This window comes from Streptomyces sp. NPDC087422 (genome assembly GCF_044744145.1).
In the GTDB taxonomy this organism is placed as follows: Bacteria; Actinomycetota; Actinomycetes; order Streptomycetales; family Streptomycetaceae; genus Actinacidiphila.
Window position 1 is genome coordinate 95354 of the sequence record NZ_JBIUXT010000016.1, and the last position, 17490, is coordinate 112843.

Annotated in this window: 14 protein-coding genes and 1 pseudogene; 7 read left to right on the plus strand and 8 right to left on the minus strand. The window is 72.0% G+C overall.

Annotated features, from left to right (window positions below):
* Window positions 1-8: 8 nt before the first annotated feature.
* Window positions 9-920, plus strand: a pseudogene (locus ACIO6U_RS33655) (YihY/virulence factor BrkB family protein); the annotation flags it as partial.
* Between the two features lie 76 nt (window positions 921-996).
* Here ACIO6U_RS33655 and ACIO6U_RS33660 read toward each other — a convergent pair.
* On the minus strand, window positions 997-2415 hold the full coding sequence (locus ACIO6U_RS33660) for a D-alanyl-D-alanine carboxypeptidase family protein (protein ID WP_401725040.1): 1419 nt from the start codon (window positions 2413-2415) through the stop codon (window positions 997-999).
* Window positions 2416-2561: 146 nt separating this feature from the next.
* Here ACIO6U_RS33660 and ACIO6U_RS33665 point away from each other — a divergent pair, with 146 nt between their 5' ends.
* Window positions 2562-2900 carry an SCO4848 family membrane protein gene (locus tag ACIO6U_RS33665; RefSeq protein WP_401724943.1) on the plus strand — a complete coding sequence of 113 codons (339 nt, stop codon included), beginning with the start codon at window positions 2562-2564 and terminating at the stop codon, window positions 2898-2900.
* On the opposite strand, the gene ACIO6U_RS33670 is transcribed toward ACIO6U_RS33665, so the two are convergent.
* From ACIO6U_RS33670 to ACIO6U_RS33685, 4 genes are all read right to left on the minus strand, one after another.
* Window positions 2851-3684: a TetR family transcriptional regulator gene (locus tag ACIO6U_RS33670; RefSeq protein ID WP_401724945.1), complete on the minus strand. Its 834-nt coding sequence runs from the start codon at window positions 3682-3684 to the stop codon at window positions 2851-2853. The genes ACIO6U_RS33665 and ACIO6U_RS33670 overlap by 50 nt on opposite strands.
* Window positions 3685-3694: 10 nt before the next feature.
* Window positions 3695-4339 (minus strand): DCC1-like thiol-disulfide oxidoreductase family protein, encoded by a 645-nt coding sequence (locus ACIO6U_RS33675; RefSeq protein ID WP_355336865.1) that lies wholly within the window; start codon window positions 4337-4339, stop codon window positions 3695-3697.
* 1 nt (window position 4340) lies between these two features.
* The gene (locus ACIO6U_RS33680; protein ID WP_401724948.1) at window positions 4341-4760 is read right to left on the minus strand and encodes a hypothetical protein; all 420 of its coding nucleotides are present in this window, start codon (window positions 4758-4760) and stop codon (window positions 4341-4343) included.
* 176 nt (window positions 4761-4936) lie between these two features.
* The gene (locus tag ACIO6U_RS33685; protein ID WP_401724951.1) at window positions 4937-7615 is read right to left on the minus strand and encodes an MMPL family transporter; all 2679 of its coding nucleotides are present in this window, start codon (window positions 7613-7615) and stop codon (window positions 4937-4939) included.
* A 253-nt stretch (window positions 7616-7868) separates the two neighbouring features.
* On the opposite strand from ACIO6U_RS33685, the gene ACIO6U_RS33690 reads away from it, so the two are divergent.
* From ACIO6U_RS33690 to ACIO6U_RS33700, 3 genes are all read left to right on the plus strand, one after another.
* Window positions 7869-8603, plus strand: coding sequence for a response regulator transcription factor (locus tag ACIO6U_RS33690; protein WP_401724952.1), 735 nt, complete (start codon window positions 7869-7871; stop codon window positions 8601-8603).
* Complete coding sequence (locus tag ACIO6U_RS33695; protein ID WP_401724954.1) at window positions 8600-10213, plus strand: ATP-binding protein; 1614 nt, start codon at window positions 8600-8602, stop codon at window positions 10211-10213. The genes ACIO6U_RS33690 and ACIO6U_RS33695 overlap by 4 nt, the downstream gene beginning before the upstream one ends.
* Window positions 10214-10311: 98 nt before the next feature.
* The gene (locus ACIO6U_RS33700) at window positions 10312-11958 is read left to right on the plus strand and encodes a hypothetical protein (protein WP_401724956.1); all 1647 of its coding nucleotides are present in this window, start codon (window positions 10312-10314) and stop codon (window positions 11956-11958) included.
* Window positions 11959-11993: 35 nt separating this feature from the next.
* Here the strand turns inward: ACIO6U_RS33700 and ACIO6U_RS33705 are convergent, their stop codons facing one another.
* The gene (locus ACIO6U_RS33705; RefSeq protein WP_401724958.1) at window positions 11994-13328 is read right to left on the minus strand and encodes an MFS transporter; all 1335 of its coding nucleotides are present in this window, start codon (window positions 13326-13328) and stop codon (window positions 11994-11996) included.
* 88 nt (window positions 13329-13416) lie between these two features.
* On the opposite strand from ACIO6U_RS33705, the gene ACIO6U_RS33710 reads away from it, so the two are divergent.
* Together ACIO6U_RS33710 and ACIO6U_RS33715 are read left to right on the plus strand one after the other, a co-directional pair.
* On the plus strand, window positions 13417-13938 hold the full coding sequence (locus ACIO6U_RS33710; protein ID WP_391050496.1) for a MarR family transcriptional regulator: 522 nt from the start codon (window positions 13417-13419) through the stop codon (window positions 13936-13938).
* Between the two features lie 51 nt (window positions 13939-13989).
* Window positions 13990-14832 (plus strand): carboxymuconolactone decarboxylase family protein, encoded by an 843-nt coding sequence (locus ACIO6U_RS33715; RefSeq protein ID WP_401724960.1) that lies wholly within the window; start codon window positions 13990-13992, stop codon window positions 14830-14832.
* Window positions 14833-14935: 103 nt separating this feature from the next.
* Here ACIO6U_RS33715 and ACIO6U_RS33720 read toward each other — a convergent pair whose 3' ends face one another.
* On the minus strand, window positions 14936-15709 hold the full coding sequence (locus tag ACIO6U_RS33720) for a succinate dehydrogenase iron-sulfur subunit (RefSeq protein ID WP_355336872.1): 774 nt from the start codon (window positions 15707-15709) through the stop codon (window positions 14936-14938).
* Window positions 15709-17463 (minus strand): succinate dehydrogenase flavoprotein subunit, encoded by a 1755-nt coding sequence (gene sdhA, locus ACIO6U_RS33725; protein WP_391050500.1) that lies wholly within the window; start codon window positions 17461-17463, stop codon window positions 15709-15711. The genes ACIO6U_RS33720 and sdhA overlap by 1 nt, the downstream gene beginning before the upstream one ends.
* Between the last annotated feature and the right edge of the window lie 27 nt (window positions 17464-17490).

Here is a 17490-nt window from a genome sequence, read left to right on the forward strand (position 1 = left end):
CCCCCGGTATGGACTGGTTGACAAGGTTGCCCTGGATCGGCCCGCGCATCGCCGCGGCGATGCGGACACACGGCTGGCGCGCCTTCGCGCACCTCCAGACCGTCCACTGGACGCGGCTGGCCGCCGCGATGACCTTCACCAGCTTCCTCTCGCTCTTCCCGCTGCTCGCGGTCGTCGCGGCGATCGGCGCCGCGCTGCTGTCGCAGCATCAGCTCGACACCCTCCAGCACAAGATCTCCGACCAGATCCCCGGCATCGCCGACCAGCTCGACATCAACGGCCTGGTCGCCAACGCCGGGACCATCGGCGGGATCGCCGGTGCCGCGCTGCTCTTCACCGGTATCGGCTGGGTCGGCTCGCTGCGCGACTGCCTGCGCGCCGTCTGGGACAAGGACGACGAGGAGCGCAACCCCGTCGTCGCCAAACTGGTCGACGGCGGCATCCTGCTCGGCCTCGGCGCGGCGGCCCTGCTCTCGCTCGCCGCCTCCGGCTTCGCGACCGCGGCCGTCGACTGGACCGTCCACAAGGCCGGGCTCGCCGACCACGGCCCCGGCCGCGCGCTGCTGACCGTCCTCGGCTTCTGCATCGCCGTCCTGGCCGACTTCCTGATCCTGACCTACCTGCTGACGCTGCTGCCGGGCGTCGAACCGTCGCGCCGCGCCGTGGTCCAGGCGGCGTTCATCGGCGCGGTCGGCTTCGAACTGCTGAAGGTGCTGCTCAGCGGCTACCTCCAGGGCGTCGCGGGCAAGAACGTGTACGGCGCCTTCGGTACGCCGGTCGCCCTGCTGCTCTGGATCAACTTCATGGCGAAGCTGCTGCTGTACTGCGCCGCGTGGACGGCGACGCCCAGGCACGCGCCGCCGCCCGAGAAGGACGGCGGGGACGGTGGGGACGGTGGTGACGGCGACGCCGCCGGGGAACCGGTGGAAGGTGTCGAGACCGTGGAGGTCGTCGAGGTGATCGAGGTCCACGGGGCCACGCGGGCCCCGGAGTCCGTCAGCCCTTCCGGCGCCGGGAGCGGCGGTCGGGACCGGACGCCGGACCGGACGCCCGATCGGGATCGGGATCGGGATCAGGGCCAGGATCAGGGTCAGCACCGGGACGCGGAGCGGGATCAGGACGCGGGGCAGGATGAGGACCACCGCCGGCCGGGGACGGCAGCGGGCGGAGCTTCCGTACCACGATGAACGCCACGGCCAGGACGAGCAGGGAACCGGCGGCGACGCCCAGCGCCGTCCACAGGCCGTCGTGGGAGGAACCGGCCGTGGCGGAGGCGGTGGCCGGTCCCTTGTCGCCCTCGGGCGCCTTCGTCGTGGCGGTCGGCGGCGGCAGTTGGCTCAGCGGCGGGACCAGCGTGCCGACCGGCTTGACCGTAGGGGCGGCCTTGAAGCCCCAGTCCAGCAGCGAGGCGGCCTCGCGGTAGACCAGGTCGTGCTCGGCCTTCGGCGTCATGACGGTGACCAGCAGCGTACGGCCGTCGCGCTGCGCGACCCCGGTGAAGGTGGCGCCCGCGTTGGTGGTGTTGCCGTTCTTGACGCCCGCGATGCCGGGGTAGGGGGACAGGCCGTAGTCGCCGCTGAGCAGCCGGTTGGTGTTCTGGATGCCGAACGACTCGCGCTTCTTGGTGGTCTTGCCGGTCTTCTTGTTCTTGTCGACCTTCCACTCGCCGGGGAACTGCGCGCTCACCGTCGAGCAGTACTCGCGGAAGTCGGCGTTCTGGAGCCCCGAGCGGGCGAAGAGCGTGAGGTCGTACGCGCTGCTGACCTGCCCGCGCTCGTCGTAGCCGTCGGGCGTGACCACATGCGTGTCGGCCGCCTGCAACTCCTTGGCCCGCGCGTTCATGTCCGCGACGGTCCTGGCGACGCCGCCGTTCATGGCGGACAGCACGTGCACCGCGTCGTTGCCCGAGCGCAGGAAGACACCGAGCCACAGGTCGTGGACGGTGTAGGTCAGATTCTCCTTGATGCCGACGAGGCTGCTGCCCTCGCCCATGCCCTGGAGGTCGCTCGGCAGCACCTTGCGCACGGTGTTCTTCGGGAACTTCGGCAGCACCGTGTCGGCGAACAGCATCTTCAGGGTGCTGGCCGGGGGGAGCCGCCAGTGCGCGTTGTGCGCGGCGTAGATCTCACCGGTCTTGGCGTCCGCCACGATCCAGGACTTCGCCGTCAGCTTCGCGGGCAGCGCGGGCGCGCCCTGTCCCGGGTCCACCTGCGTGCCCGGCACGCCCAGCCGGTCGCCGCCCACCGTGGACATGTGCTCGGGCGGTCTCGGCGCGGGCTTGGTGCCGGCGGCCGGAGCCGCGCTCGCGGCCCCCGTCAGGACGGTGCCGCCGAGCAGCGCGGCGACGGCGGACACGGCGAGAACGGCCAGGGCGGAACGGTGCGGCGCGGTGCGGCGCGCGGCGGTCGTAGGCATGGGCACCCGAGGAAACGTACATGCCCTTTCCTGGCCGCCGCGCCCCCGGGTGCGGGCCGTCCGCCGTGACGATCCGCACGTCCCGCGCGGGGAACCGGCCACCCCCGTCGGCCCTCCTACCGGGGGGCCCGCACATACTGGGACGCATGAAGCTCAGTCGGCGCGTGTCCTGGTTCCTGGTCGCTTTCGGTGTGTGGTCGTGGATCGTCTGGGTCACCTTTGTCAAGAATTTGTGGAAGGACACCAGCGGTCTGGCCTTCCACGACGGCGACCACGGATCGCCCACCGCCTACTTCTGGATCCACCTCACGCTCGCGATCGTCTCCTTCCTCCTCGGCACCGCCATCGCGGCCCTCGGCGCGCGGAGCCTGCGGGCGCTGCGCCGCGAGGCGGCGCAGGCCGGTCCGGCCGACCCGGCGGAAGCGACCGCCACGACTAGCCCGGCTGCCCCGGCCGATCGGGAGTCGGCCGACTCGACGGTGTGACCGCGGTGCGGCCGATCGTCGGGAGGATGAAGTCCTGGATGAGGGACTTGGCGTCGCGGACGACGGGGCGGAAGACCCGGTAGCGGGACAGGCCGATGACGCGGGCCGCCACGGGGGTGGAGCGGTGCACGAACTCGCGGGTCCGCGCGGTGTCGGGGGTGCGGTCGAAGACCCAGTAGAGGACGACGACCATGAGGTGCAGCCAGAGCAGTTCGGGGAGCAGCTCGGCGAGTTCGGAGTCGAGCTTGGGGGCGAGGTCGGAGCCGGACAGCACGTCGCGGAAGAGTTCGACGGCGGTGGCGCGGGCCGGGTGCGACTCGTTCGAGAACGGGCTGAGCGAGCTGTCCGGGTCGGCGGCCGTGCGGAAGAACTGGGCGGCGAATTCGTGGTACTCGGCCGCGGTGTCCAGCCAGGACGCGAGCGTGATCTCCAGGCGCTCCGCGAAGTCGGTCACCCCGCGCATGCGCACCCGGGCGTCGGCCGCGTGGTCGTGCGTCATCCGGTCGTAGAACCCCTGGATCAGGAATTCCTTGGACTGGAAGTAGTAGTAGGCGTTCCCGACCGAGACGCCCGCCTCCTGGGCGATGGCGCGCATCGTGGTCTTGTCGTAGCCGCGCTCGCGGAACAGCCGCATCGCGGTCTCCAGGATCACCGCGCGGGTCTGCTCGCTCTTGCCGGTCTTGGGCCGGGCCCGGCCGCCGGGCAGTTCCTCGCCCAGGCCGGGGCCCGGCTCCGCCGCCGGACCCGTGGCCGCGGGCTCCGGCTGGTCTGTCACGTGCTCCACCCGGGTGAGCCTATCCGTCGCCCGCACAGCCGTCGGCGCAGTCCTCGCCCCGGCCGCGCCGCGGGTCGGCCGGCGGTACGGCCGGCGGTGCCGACGGGGCGCCCGGGTCGCTCTGCGTCCAGCCGGTCGCCTTGTCGTAGATCCAGCCGGGTACGGACCTGACCGGCGCGGGGCCGGGCGCGCCCGCCGCGTTGCGCCCGGGGAACCAGGTCGGGGCCGCGGCCGAACGCTGCTTGCTCTCGCGGTACTTGGCCGCGGTCAGCACCGCCGCGCGGGCGAGCCTGCGGCCCGCGGGGGTGGCCAGGGTGTGCGAGAAGGCGCGGTGGTCGGCGAGCGCCCACAGGCACACCACCCAGGCGGAGTCGCCCCGGTAGAGCTGGCCCGCGTCGCCGACGACGGTGATCTCGCGCCCGGTCGCCGCGTGGTCGAGGCCGGGGAAGCGGTGCATGGCCTCGGGGGAGCCGACCGGCACCATGTCGAGTCTGACGAGCTGCCGCTGCCGGACGAGCCAGTCCCGTACGAAGGCGCACAGCCGGCAGGCGGGGTCGTACAGCACGGTGAGCCGCCGTACGGGCGGGCGGGGCGTCCGCGCCACGGGCCGCGCCGTCGGCCGGTCGGGCCGCGCGGTCACCGCGCTCTGCGTGAGGCGCGTCATGTCACACCCCGGCCGGGGTCGGGCCGTTCGGCTTCGTCCAGCCGTCGCTTTCCACCGGCGGGTACTGCTCGCGCTCCATCAGCCCGCGCCGCCGGATCTTGTTGAGCACGTAGACGTTGCCGAGGTGCATTACGCCGAGCACCAGCAGCACGACGCCGAGCTTGACCGACAGCGCCTCGAACAGGCCGCGCGCGTTGTCGACGGCGTCGGCCGACTTCAGGTAGAGGGCGACGAAGCCGAGGTTCACCAGATAGAAGCCGACCACCAAGAGGTGGTTGACGGCGTCGGCGAGCTTCTCGTCGCCGTGCAGCACGTCGGCGAGGAAGATCCGGCCGTTGCTGCTGAGGGTACGGGCCACCCAGACGGTCAGGCCGATGCTGACGGCCAGATAGATCACATACGCGAGGACGGTCAGGTCCATAGCGGGTCCACCCCTTGTTTGAACGTGTTCAAACCTACTGACGCGACGACTCTAGACCCGGTTTTGAACATGTTCAAGGTCGGTGCTCCGGGCATACGGAAGGGCCCGGCTCCGAAGGTTCGGAACCGGGCCCTGACGACAGGCGCCGCCGGGGGAGCGGCGGCGCCCGGCCGCGGTCAGTCCTGCGAATAACTCAGCTCCAGATCGACGTCACCGTCCCCCTCGCCGCCGTCGTCCGGAACCCGGACGGTGGCGGGGAACGGCGGATAGCCCATGGTCAGCAGCGTGTACCGGCCGGAGTAGAGATTGCCGAAGGCGTACGACCCGTCCTTGCCGGTCCGCGTCTCCGCCACCTCGTGGCCGTCCGCGTCGTGCAGCACGACCCGCGCGTCCTCGACCGGCTGGCCGTCCGCGCGCCGCACCGTACCGGTCAGCGCACCCGTCCCCGTGAGGCGCAGATCACACTCCACCGGTCGGTCGGAGGCCAGCACGCTCGCCGTCTGCGGGTGGTGTCCCGGCGCGTTGGCGACCAGGACGTACGAGCCCGCGCGCGGTGTCGGCAGAGCGAAGGCGCCCTCGTCGTCCGCCGCCGCGCGGCCCACCTGGCGGCCGTCCGCCGCGATCAGCGTCAGCTCCGAGCGCGGCACCGGCAGCCCGGCGGCGCCCGTGACCCGGCCGCGTACGGCGGGCCCGGAGACGATGTCCGCACCGGCCCCGGCGGCCATCAGCGTGCCCGTCGGCGCGCCTGCCGCGGGGCCGTCGTCCTCGGCCGGCTCCACCGCCAGGTGCGGCAGCCGCTTGTCCAGCCACGCGGGCAGCCACCAGTTGGAGGTGCCGAACATGTGCATCAGCGACGGCACCAGCACCGTCCGCAGGATGAACGCGTCCAGCGCGACCGCGCCCGCCAGGCCGATGCCGAACATCGCCAGCACCCGCTCGCCGCTGAGCACGAAGGCGCCGAAGACGCAGATCATGATGACCGCCGCCGAGTTGATCACCCGGCTGGTCTCGGCGAGCCCGACCCGTACCGCCCGCGCGTTGTCCTTGGTGTGCACCCACTCCTCGTGCATCCGGCTGACCAGGAAGACCTGGTAGTCCATCGACAGGCCGAAGAGCAGCGAGAGCATGATGACCGGCAGGAAGGCGTCGATCGGCCCCTCGCGCCCGGCCAGCGAACCGCCCCAGCCCCACTGGAAGCAGGCCACCAGCACCCCGAAGGAGGCCGCCGCCGCGATCAGGTTCATCGCGGCGGCCGTCAGCGGCACCACCAGGCTGCGGAAGGCGACCAGCAGGAGCAGGAAGCCCAGCACGATGATCACGCCGATGAACAGCGGCAGCTTGTTGAACAGGACCGTCGCGAAGTCCTCGAAGATCGCCGTCTGGCCGCCGACGTACGCCCGCATCGTGCTGCCCCGCTCGGCGGCCGGGACGACGTCGTCGCGCAGGTGGTCGATCAGGTCGGAGGTCGCCTTGTCCTGCGGCGAGGTGGTCGGCACCGCCTGGATGAACGCCACCTTGTCGCCCGGCTTCATCGGCAGGGCGGCGGCGTACGCGATGCCGTCGGTGTCCTTCAACGTCGTGACCAGGCCGTTCAGCGCGGTCCTGTCCGCGCCGGTCGGCACCTCGGCGAGGATCGTCAACGGCCCGTTGAAACCGGGGCCGAAGCCGTCCGCGAGCATGTCGTACGCCTTGCGGGTGGTGGTCGTCGTCGGGTTGTTGCCCTGGTCGGAGGAGCCCAGGCGCAGGCCGAGCGCCGGGATCGCCAAGGTGGCCATCACGGCCACCGCCGCCACCGCGAGCACCCGCGGGTGCCGCTGGAGGAACGACGACCAGCGCGCCGCCGCGCCCGTCGCGACCTCCGGCTGCGGTCCCTCGGCCGCCAGCGCGCGGCGCTGCCCGCGGCTGAGCACCCGCATGCCCAGCAGGCCGAGCAGCGCGGGCAGCAGCGTCATCGCGGCGGCGACCGTGATGACGACGGTCAGCGCCGCCGCGACGGCCACACCGTCGAGGAAGGTCAGCCGCAGCGTGAACATGCCCAGCAGCGCGATGCAGACCGTGCCGCCCGCGAACAGCACGGCCCGGCCCGAGGTGTTGAGCGCGGTGACCGCCGCGTCCTCGGGGCTCTTCCCGCGCAGGATTCCCTTGCGGTGCCTGGTCACGATGAACAGCGCGTAGTCGATGCCGACGCCCAGACCCACCAGCGTCGCGAGCTGCGGCGAGAAGTCCGCCACGTCCATGCCGTGGCTGAGGATGATGATCGCCGACGACGAGATGCCGATGCCGAACAGCGCCGTCACGATCGGCAGCAGCATCCCGAACAGCGAGCCCAGTGCCAGGAACAGCACCACGGCCGCCGCCGCGATGCCGACGCCCTCGGCGAGGCCCGGCAGCGGCTGCTCCGCCTGCGCGGGCTTGTTGCCGCCGACCTCGACCCTCAGGCCCTTGGCCGCCGCGTGGTGCGCGGTGTCGATCAGCTTCTGCGCCTGGTCGTCGGAGAGGTCACCGCCGAGCTTGGTGTACGTCACCGTCGCGTACGCCGTACGGCCGTCCTTGCTGATCTGCGCCGCGCCCGCCGGGTCGTACGGGCTGACGACCTGCCCGACGTCCTTCTGCCGGGCGATGTCCGCCAGCGCCGGGTCGAGCCGCGCCCGTACCGAAGCGTCGCGCACCGTACCGGAGTCGACGTGCCACACCACCGTGTCGGCCTCGCCGGACCGCTCGGGCACCACCTGGTCCATCAGGTCCAGGACCTTGGTGGACTCGGTGCCCTTGAGCGAGAACGCGTTGGAGTAGCCGCTGCCGAGCGCGTTGCCCACCGCGCCGACGCACAGCAGCGCCGCCAGCCAGAACGACATCACCAGCCATTTGTGCCGAAAACACCATCGAGCCACAACGGCCACGACCACATCCCCCATCAACGAGCGTTCCACGACCGACGAGTTGACCAACGGGACCCGCGCGCTGACCGACGGACCCGTGGACTGACCAACGAGCCTCTTCAGCCTCCGTGGCTGTCGCGCCGACCGCCAAGCCGATCCCGCTTCTCTCAAGGAACTCCAAAGTTCCGGCCGGGACGGGGCCCCGGGGGGAGTGCGGATACTGGTGGGCATGGACGCCACCGTGCTCATCGTGGAGGACGAACCGGGGATCGCGGACATCCTGCGCATCACCCTGAAATACAACGGCTTCACGGTGCACAGTGCCGCGACCGGGCGCGAGGCGCTGGCCGCCGCGCGCGAACACCGGCCCGACCTCGTACTGCTCGACGTGATGCTGCCGGACGGCAGCGGCTGGGAGGTCTGCCGCGCGCTGCGCCAGGAACGCGCCGCCGAGACCGACGCCGACGACCTCGCCGTCATCTTCGTCACCGCGCGGGACGCCCCGCGCGACGTGGTCGCCGGGCTCGCGCTCGGCGGCGACGACTACATCACCAAGCCGTTCGGCGTCGACGAGGTGGTGGCCCGCGTGCACGCGGTGCTGCGCCGCACCCGGCGCCGCGAGGGCGCCGACGGGCGCGTCCTGCGCCACGGCGACCTGGAGATGGACGAGGCCACGTACACCGTCCGCAGGTGCGGGCAGCCCGTCGAGCTGACGCCCACCGAGTACAACCTGCTGCGGCACCTGCTGCGCAACGCCGGGCGGATCGTCACCAAGGAGCAACTGCTCCAGCACGTCTGGCAGTACGACACGGCCGTCTCGTCCACGGTCGTCGAGACGTACATCTCGTATCTGCGGCGCAAGCTCGACCGGCTCGGGCCGCCGCTGATCGAGACCCGGCGGGGGATCGGATACGGGCTGCGCGCGGCGGAACCGGGCGCCGCCACGGCCGGGGGAGCGGTGTGAAGGTGAACAAGTGCGGCCTGTGGCCCCGCCCGCACTCGCTGCGCGGGCGCTTCACGATCGCCAACGTGACCTTCCTCGCGGTCGGCCTGCTGCTCGCGGCCTGCGCGAGCATCGCCGCCACGTACATGGTGCTGGTCGGCGAGATCGACGACTCGCTGAAGGGCTCGCAGTCCTCGCTCGCCAAGACCTCGATCGACGCGGACATGGTGCGGCGGCTCTGCCAGCTCGCCGACCTCCTGCAGAGCGGGCAGGGCGGGCAGAACGGGGGCGGCGGGCAGGGGAGTTCGGCGATCGCGGTGGCGTTCCAGCAGGATCTGTTCGTCATGCTCGACCGGCGCGGCGAGCCCGCCGCCGTCTGCCAGGACGGCACCATTCCGGTCAGCTCCGAGCAGCGGCGGCTCGCCGAGGCGATCCCCGACCCGGCCGGGCTGGTCCGCAGCGGCGGCGCGAAGACCGTGAAGACCGGCTCGATGGAGTACCGGGTGGTCGCGATCCGGCTCTCCGACGGCACCATCGTGGTCAAGGGCATACGGCTCAGCGGCGTCAAGCACGCGATCGGCAATCTGCTGATCGTCGAATCGGTCGTCGGCGTGGTGCTGCTCGCGCTGCTCGCCACCGGCTCGCTGACCGCGGCCAGACGGCGGCTGAGCCCCCTGGAGGACATGGTGGAGACCGCGTCCGCCATCGCCGGGGGCGACCTCGGGCGGCGGATCGGCACCGCGCGGCACGGCTCCAGCGAGGTCGAACAGCTCAGTGGCGCGCTCAACGCGATGCTCCAGCAGATCGAGACCGCCGTGACCGAAAGCGAGCGCGCCACCACACAGTTGCGGCGATTTCTGGCCGACGCCTCGCACGAGCTGCGCACCCCGCTGGCGTCGGTGCGCGGCTACCTCCAGCTCTACGAGAAGGGCATGCTCGACGCCGACGAGAAGGAGCGGGCGCTGAGCCGGGTCAGCTCCGAGGCGCTGCGGATGAGCCGCCTGGTCGACGAACTCCTCGCGCTGGCCAGGCTCGACGACCGGCCCGCGCTGCCGCACGGCGCCGTCGACCTGTCCCGGCTGGTCCGCGACGCCGCCGCCGACCTGGCCGCGCAGCAGCCGGAACGGCCGCTGACGCTGATGGTGCCCGACTGCCGGGCCGACGGCGGACCGCTGCCCGAAGTCCTCGGCGACGAGGCCGCGTTGCGGCAGGTCGTGGGCAATCTGCTGAGCAATGTGCGGGTGCACACCCCGGCCCGATCCCCGGCCAGCGTCGAAGTCGCCGCGCGTGGCGAGAAACTGCTCTTGCGGATCACCGATTCGGGTCCCGGTATGAGCGAGCGGGACGCGGCCCGCGTCTTCGACCGGTTCTTCCGCGCCGACGCCGGACGCGCCCGCGACAGCGGCGGCGCGGGCCTCGGCATGGCCATCGTGCAGGCCGTCGTCCAGGCGCACCACGGCACGGTCGCGCTGGAGACGGCACCCGGCCGCGGCCTCACGGTCTGCGTGACGCTGCCGACGGTGGGCGCGGGGACGGCGGTCGGCGAGGACCCGGCGGTCGGCGAGGACCCGGCGAGGGGCCAGGAGACGGTGGTAACCGGTGTGAAGTCCACTGTCCCCGCCGCTACTTGACCAAATCTATAACAAACGGAAACCCGTACAACCCCTGTGCGACATCGGCCGTCCAACTCCCCACAACGAACCACCACTCGAAGTGACGGGGAGACACCATGCGAGGTCGCGCATTCACCGGACGGCTGCGCCCCACGGCGCTGGCCCTTGGGGCGGCCGGGGTGTTGACGCTCGGCGGCGGAGCCGTGGCCTTCGGAGCCGACGGGCCGCCGACGGACACCGCGCCGGCCGATTCGATCGACCTGGGCCTGCGCGCCTACGACGTGACCTTCGCGCCCACGGCGGCCGGGGCCGAACCGGTCACCCGCTCGATGGCGGTCACGATGTTCCACCACGACCCGAACGTGGCCGTGCCCGCCCAGCGACTGACCTTCTCCGCGGCGGGCATGAAGAACGTCGCCGAGGTCGTCTGGCCGCAAGGCTGTACGGTGACCGGCGCCGACGCCGTCTGCACCGTGCCCGGCGCGCCGGTCGGGCGGCTCGACCTGCCCGACGTCGCGGTGAAGATCCGGCCGCTGCCGGGCGTGGCCGCCGGGGCCAAGGGGTCGTTCAGCGTCAGCCACCGCAACACCAACGGCAAGACGCAGACGTTCAAGCCGACGGTGACGCTGGCCGACGGCCCGTCCCTCGTCGTCGGCCGGGCGGCGGCCACGACCCTCGCCCCCGGAGCGAACGGCGACGTGCCGGTCACCGTCACCAACGAGGGCAACGCCGACGTCGCCTCGGTCCAACTGGAGCTGCGGTGGTCGCACGGCCTCACCCCGGTCGAGCGCTTCTCCAACTGCGTGTACGACACCTCCCGCGACCCGCGGCAGGGCGTGGACCGTACGGTGGCGCGCTGCGCCATCGACCAGCCGCTCGCCGCCGGCGCCAGCTACGGCGTGCGCGACACCGTCTCGGTGAAGGCGAACGCGGACGCCTACGCGGAGAGCGTGGACGTCACGGCGTTCACCCCGAAGGAGGCCACCGCGCACCCCGCGGGCGAGCCGGGCACCGGGCCCGCCCTGCACCTGGTGCCGGTTCCCGGCGGGACCCCGGGGGCGGACGGCCGTAACGACACCTCGTACGGCGGCGCGGACTTCACGGTCACCAACACCGCGGACTTCGGGATCTCCGCGCCCGAGGTCACCGGTGCGAACGGCGCGCAGGTCAAGCTCACCGTGCACGTGGACAACCACGGACCCGCCTCGATCGACCCGCTCGAGTACTTCACGCCGGTCACCCGCTTCGACGTCCGCGTGCCCGACGGCACCGCACTCGTGGAGTGGCCCGTGACGTGCGCGCCGCGCGACACCGCGAAGCGGTACCTGCGCTGCGCGTCGGACACGGAGTCCGACGTCGAGCGCCCGGTCACCCTCTACAGCGGGAAGTCGTACGACTTCCCGCTCACCCTGCGCGTCACGTCCACCGGCGTGCACCGGGGCGAGGCGGCGCTGCTGACGACCGGGCCGAACCGGATCGAGCTGCCCTTCGACCACAACGCGGCGAACAACACGGTCGCGCTCGTGGTCAAGACGTCGGCCTCGAACGCCTCGGCCACCGCCGGTTCTTCCGGTTCTTCCGGCTCCAACGGGACCACCGGATCGGCCGGGTCCTCCGGCGCGGTGTCCGGCGGCGCGGGCAACGCCTCGCTGCCCGCCACCGGCGCGGGCGCGACCCGGCTGATCGGCGGGATCGCGGTCGGCGCCGTCGCGTTCGGCGGCGCGGTGCTGTTCACCGCGCGCAACCGCCGCCGTACCGCGTAGTCCGCGGGTTCCCGACAGCTCCCCCCACGGGGTGATCAGACGGTGACCGGTGCCCGCTCCCTGGGGGCGTCGGTCACCGTCGTCGCGTGCCGCACACCGGGGACGGCCGCCGTCCCCAGGCACAGGGCGGCGACCAGCGCCGCCGCCACGTACAGCGGCACGGCGGGTCCGAAGGCGTCGCAGGCGAGCGGCGCGAGCGCGTATCCGACCGGCATCGCGGCGAGCGAGAGCAGCCAGTCGTACGAGGTCACGCGGGCCAGCACCCCGGCGGGCACCGAGCTGAACACGTAGGACTCCCAGACCGGGTTGAAGAAGCCGAGCGCGCCGAGCGCGAGGCCGTAGGAGACGATCAAGGGCACGGCGGGGGCGTCGGCGGCGAGCAGGACCAGCGGCAGCGCGTAGCTGGTCAGGGCCAGATTGCCGGTGAGCACGGGGCGGCGCAGCCGGGCGCGGGAGGCGAGCAGCGAGCCGGTCAGCAGGCCGACGGAGCCCGCTTCGAGCATCAGCACCCACATGCCGTCGCCGCCGCGCCGGTGGTGCGCGATCAGCGGGCCGAGGGTGGCCAGGACGGCGGCGGCCCCGTTCCACACCGCGTGGGCGATCAGGCTCGTCCAGTACCAGTCGCGGGCGCGGACCTCGGTCCAGCCCTGGACGAGGTCGGCGCGCATCGAGCGGCGCGGGATGGGGGTGCGGCGCACCCGGACGAGGGTGAGCAGCGCCGCACTCGCCGCGAAGGACGCGGCGTCCAGCAGGAACGCCCAGCCGGGCCCCGCGGTGAAGATCAGCAGTCCGGCGAGCGCGGGGCCGCCGAGCCGGGTCGCGCTCGCGGCGGACGCCATCAGGGAGTTGGCGCCGAGCAGGCCGTCCTCCTCGACGGTGCCCGCGACCAGCGGCGCGGAGGTCGGGATGGCGAAGGCGGAGGCGGCCCCGCCGACGGTCTCGGCGACCGCGAGGACCAGGATGCTCGGGTCGCCGCCGACGAGTTCGAGGCCGACGAAGATCTGCGCGGCGCAGCGGACGAGGTCGGTGGTGAGCGCGACCTTGCGCGCGTCGAACCGGTCGGCGATCACGCCGCCGACCGGCAGCAGCAGGAGGCGCGGCACCATCGCGCAGCCCAGCACGACCGCGAGCGCGGACGCCGAGCCGGTCGCGCGGCTGATGGCGATGGCGAGCGCGGCCGGGACGACGGCGTCGCCGAGGGCGGAGAGCGTCCGGCCGAAGAAGAGCAGGCGGAACGAGCGGTGCCGGAGCGGGTGCCGGGGCTTGGTGGGCGGGGCGACGGGGTCCTGGCGGGAGCCGTCGCGGGAGGCGTCGTGCCGGTCGTCGCGGGGGTCGTCGTGCCGGTCTTCGTGCGGGGGCGGGGTGGTCACGGCGAACAAGGTATTTCGGCGTCGAACATTTCGTCAACGAATATTTCGGCACCGACGTATCTCCGGTGGGTAGGCATAGGATCGGCCCATGCCCACCCCGCACGACTGGACCGACGGCCACGTCGCCCGCTGGCAGCCCGTGCTGCCCGACCTCGACCCCGACGTCGAGGGCGCCGCCACCCGCGCCATGCTGTTCACCGACCACATCCGCAGGGTCAAACAGCGCTCGCTCGTCGACCACGGCCTGCACAAGCACGAGTACGAGACGCTGCACACGCTCGCCGGGCGCGGCGGCCGTACCGTTCCCTCCGAACTCGCCGCCGACCTCAAGATGGCCCCCGCCTCCATCACCGGCCGCCTCGACGGCCTGGAGCGGCGCGGGTACGTACGCCGTACGCCGTCGGCCGCCGACCGCCGCCGGGTCGACGTCGAACTCACCGAGGCGGGGCGGCAGGCGTGGCTCGGGGCGCTGGAGTTCCAGGGCCAGGAGGAGCGCCGGCTGCTGGGCGTGCTGACCCCGGCAGAACGGCGCACGCTCTCCGACCTGCTGCGGCGGGTGATGCTGGCGGCCGAGGGGAACGGGGACGGCAGACGCGACTGCACGGGCTGAGCTGGCGTGGGACTTGCGCTGGAGTCGACTCCAACCCCTAGCGTCGTCGTCATGACCCCCGCAGACGGCTCCGACCCCACCGACCGCGCCGAATCCGCTCCCGCCGACGACCGGTACGCGCGCGGCCTGGCCGCCCTCCGCACGGTCACCGGCGACGAGCGCCCGGCCCTGCTCGACTCGGTCGCGGAGATCGCCCCCGACCTGGCCCGGATGACCATCGAGTTCGGCTACGGCGACATATGGTCACGCCCCGGCCTCACCCCGCGGCAGCGGCAGCTCGCCACCGTCGCCGCGCTCGCCGCCCTCGGCAACGCCGCCCCGCAGCTCCGCTTCCACATCGCAGGTGCGCTCAATGTCGGCTGCACCCGGCGCGAGATCGTCGAGACCTTCATCCACACCACCGTCTACGCCGGTTTCCCCGCCGCGCTCAACGCTCTCGGCGCCGCCCGCGAGGTCTTCGCGGACCACCCGGCCGACGACGACCCGGTCGTCAAGGAACCGGTCGACGGCGGCCGTTACGAACGCGGCCTGGACGCCCTGCGCACCGTCGACGGCTCCGACGGCGTCCGCGTCGTGGCCACCCTCGACGACATCGCCCCCGACCTCGGCCGCTACATCGTCGAGCACGTCTTCGGCGACATCTACTGCCGCACCGGCCTCGACCTCGTCACCCGCGAACTCCTCACCATCGCCATCTGCACCGCCCTCGGCACCGCCGCCCCCCAACTCCGCATCCACATCCGCGCCTTCCTGCGCCTCGGCGGCACCCGCACCGAAGTCGTCGAAACGCTCACCCAAATGGCCGGCTACGCCGGTTTCCCCGCCGCCCTCAACGGCGTCACGGCAGCCCGCGAGATCTTCACCGAGCACGACGCGGCCGGGACCGCGGGCTAGCGCGCGCGAAGGGGACCGCGAAGGGACCCGCGTACGGGCACGCGAAAGGGCCCGCCCGTGGCCGGAGACGACCGGTCGGGGCGGGCCCTTGGGGGCGCAGGGGTCAGAAGCGGCGGGTGATCAGGGCGCGCTTGACTTCCTGGATCGCCTTCGTCACCTCGATGCCGCGCGGGCACGCGTCGGTGCAGTTGAAGGTGGTGCGGCAGCGCCAGACGCCGTCCTTGTCGTTCAGGATCTCCAGGCGCTGCTCACCCGCCTCGTCGCGGGAGTCGAAGATGAAACGGTGCGCGTTGACGATGGCCGCGGGGCCGAAGTACTGGCCGTCGTTCCAGAAGACCGGGCAGGACGACGTGCACGCGGCGCACAGGATGCACTTGGTGGTGTCGTCGAAGCGCTCACGGTCCTCGGCGGACTGAAGGCGCTCACGCGTCGGCTCGTTGCCCTTGGTGATCAGGAAGGGCATCACATCGCGGTACGCCTGGAAGAACGGGTCCATGTCGACCACGAGGTCCTTCAGCACGGTCAGGCCCTTGATCGCCTCGACCGTGATCGGCTTGTCCGGGTTGATGTCCTTGATCAGCGTCTTGCACGCCAGCCGGTTCTTGCCGTTGATCCGCATGGCGTCGGACCCGCAGATGCCGTGCGCGCACGAGCGGCGGAAGGTCAGCGAGCCGTCGATCTCCCACTTGACCTTGTGCAGCGCGTCCAGGACGCGCTCCTTCGGGTCGATGGCCAACTGGTAGTCGACCCACTCCGCGTCCGCCGCGACCTCCGGGTTGAACCGGCGGATCCGCAGCGTGATCGTGATCAGGTGTGCGTCGGTCACCTCGGCGGCGTCGAGGGCCGCCGAGTGCTTGTCGAGCGTCGGGGTGCTCATCAGTACTTACGCTCCATCGGCTGGTAGCGGGTCTGCACGACCGGCTTGTAGTCGAGGCGGATCGACTCGACGCCGGTCGCGTCCACCTCGCGGTAAGCCATCGTGTGCCGCATGAAGTTGACGTCGTCGCGGTTCGGGTAGTCCTCGCGGTAGTGACCGCCGCGCGACTCCTTGCGGGCGAGCGCGGAGACCGCCATGACCTCGGCCAGGTCGAGCAGATTGCCCAGCTCGACGGCCTCCAGCAGGTCGGTGTTGAACCGCTTGCCCTTGTCCTGGATCGCCACGTTCAGATAGCGCTCGCGCAGCTCGCCGATCTTCTCGACGGCCGTCTTGATGGTCTGCTCGGTGCGGAACACCATCACGTTGGCGTCCATGCACTCCTGCAACTCCGTGCGGATCACCGAGACCCGCTCGGTGCCGGTGGACGCGCGCAGCCGCTCCACCTGCGCCTCGACCAGCGACGCCGGGTCGTCGGGCAGCGGCACGTAGTCGTGCGCGTGCGCGTACTCGGCGGCGGCGATGCCGGAACGGCGGCCGAAGACGTTGATGTCCAGCAGCGAGTTGGTGCCCAGCCGGTTCGCGCCATGCACCGACACGCACGCGACCTCACCGGCCGCGTAGAGGCCCGGCACGACGGTGCTGTTGTCGCTCAGCACCTCGCCCTGCACGTTGGTCGGGATACCGCCCATCGCGTAGTGCGCGGTCGGCTGGATCGGGATCGGGTCGGTGTACGGCTCGATGCCCAGGTACGTCCGCGCGAACTCGGTGATGTCCGGCAGCTTCGCGTCGAGCTGCTCCGGCGGCAGGTGCGTGAGGTCGAGGTAGACGTGGTCGCCCTCGGGACCGCAGCCGCGGCCCTCACGGATCTCGGTGTAGATCGCGCGGGAGACGACGTCACGCGAGGCGAGGTCCTTCATGACCGGCGCGTACTTCTCCATGAAGCGCTCGCCGTCCTTGTTGCGGAGGATGCCGCCCTCACCGCGGGCGCCCTCCGTCAGCAGGATGCCCATCCGCCAGATGCCCGTCGGGTGGAACTGGAAGAACTCCATGTCCTCCAGCGGCAGCCCGCGCCGGTACACCGCGGCCTGGCCGTCACCGGTCAGGGTGTGCGCGTTCGACGTCACCTTGAAGAACTTGCCGGTGCCGCCCGACGCGTAGATCACGGCCTTCGCCTGGAAGACGTGGATCTCGCCGGTGGCCAGTTCGTACGCGACCACGCCCGCGGAGCGCTTGACGCCGTCGACCTCGACCAGGAGCTGGTCCAGGACGTAGAACTCGTTGAAGAACTCCACGCCCTCCTTGACGCAGTTCTGGTACAGCGTCTGGAGGATCATGTGGCCGGTGCGGTCCGCGGCGTAGCAGGCGCGGCGCACCGCGGCCTCGCCGTGGTTGCGGGTGTGGCCGCCGAAGCGGCGCTGGTCGATCCGGCCCTCGGGCGTCCGGTTGAACGGCAGGCCCATCTTCTCCAGATCGAGGACCGCGTCGATGGCCTCCTTCGCCAGGATCTCGGCGGCGTCCTGGTCGACCAGGTAGTCACCGCCCTTGATCGTGTCGAAGGTGTGCCACTCCCAGTTGTCCTCCTCGACGTTCGCGAGGGCGGCGGCCATGCCGCCCTGGGCGGCGCCGGTGTGGGAGCGGGTCGGGTACAGCTTGGTCAGAACGGCGGTGCGGCTGCGCTTGGTGGCCTCGATGGCCGCGCGCATGCCGGCGCCGCCCGCGCCGACGATGACGGTGTCGTACTTGTGGATCTGCATGGGGGTCGCTTCCCTGTTCCAGCCCTG

Coding starts and splice junctions, on each gene's coding strand:
- ACIO6U_RS33660 (WP_401725040.1), bottom strand. CDS start 2,415: ATGCCTACGACCGCCGCGCGCCGCACCGCGCCGCACCGTTCCGCCCTG.
- ACIO6U_RS33665 (WP_401724943.1), top strand. CDS start 2,562: ATGAAGCTCAGTCGGCGCGTGTCCTGGTTCCTGGTCGCTTTCGGTGTG.
- ACIO6U_RS33675 (WP_355336865.1), bottom strand. CDS start 4,339: ATGACGCGCCTCACGCAGAGCGCGGTGACCGCGCGGCCCGACCGGCCG.
- ACIO6U_RS33680 (WP_401724948.1), bottom strand. CDS start 4,760: ATGGACCTGACCGTCCTCGCGTATGTGATCTATCTGGCCGTCAGCATC.
- ACIO6U_RS33685 (WP_401724951.1), bottom strand. CDS start 7,615: ATGTCGTTCTGGCTGGCGGCGCTGCTGTGCGTCGGCGCGGTGGGCAAC.
- ACIO6U_RS33690 (WP_401724952.1), top strand. CDS start 7,869: ATGGACGCCACCGTGCTCATCGTGGAGGACGAACCGGGGATCGCGGAC.
- ACIO6U_RS33700 (WP_401724956.1), top strand. CDS start 10,312: ATGCGAGGTCGCGCATTCACCGGACGGCTGCGCCCCACGGCGCTGGCC.
- ACIO6U_RS33710 (WP_391050496.1), top strand. CDS start 13,417: ATGCCCACCCCGCACGACTGGACCGACGGCCACGTCGCCCGCTGGCAG.
- ACIO6U_RS33715 (WP_401724960.1), top strand. CDS start 13,990: ATGACCCCCGCAGACGGCTCCGACCCCACCGACCGCGCCGAATCCGCT.
- ACIO6U_RS33720 (WP_355336872.1), bottom strand. CDS start 15,709: ATGAGCACCCCGACGCTCGACAAGCACTCGGCGGCCCTCGACGCCGCC.
- sdhA (WP_391050500.1), bottom strand. CDS start 17,463: ATGCAGATCCACAAGTACGACACCGTCATCGTCGGCGCGGGCGGCGCC.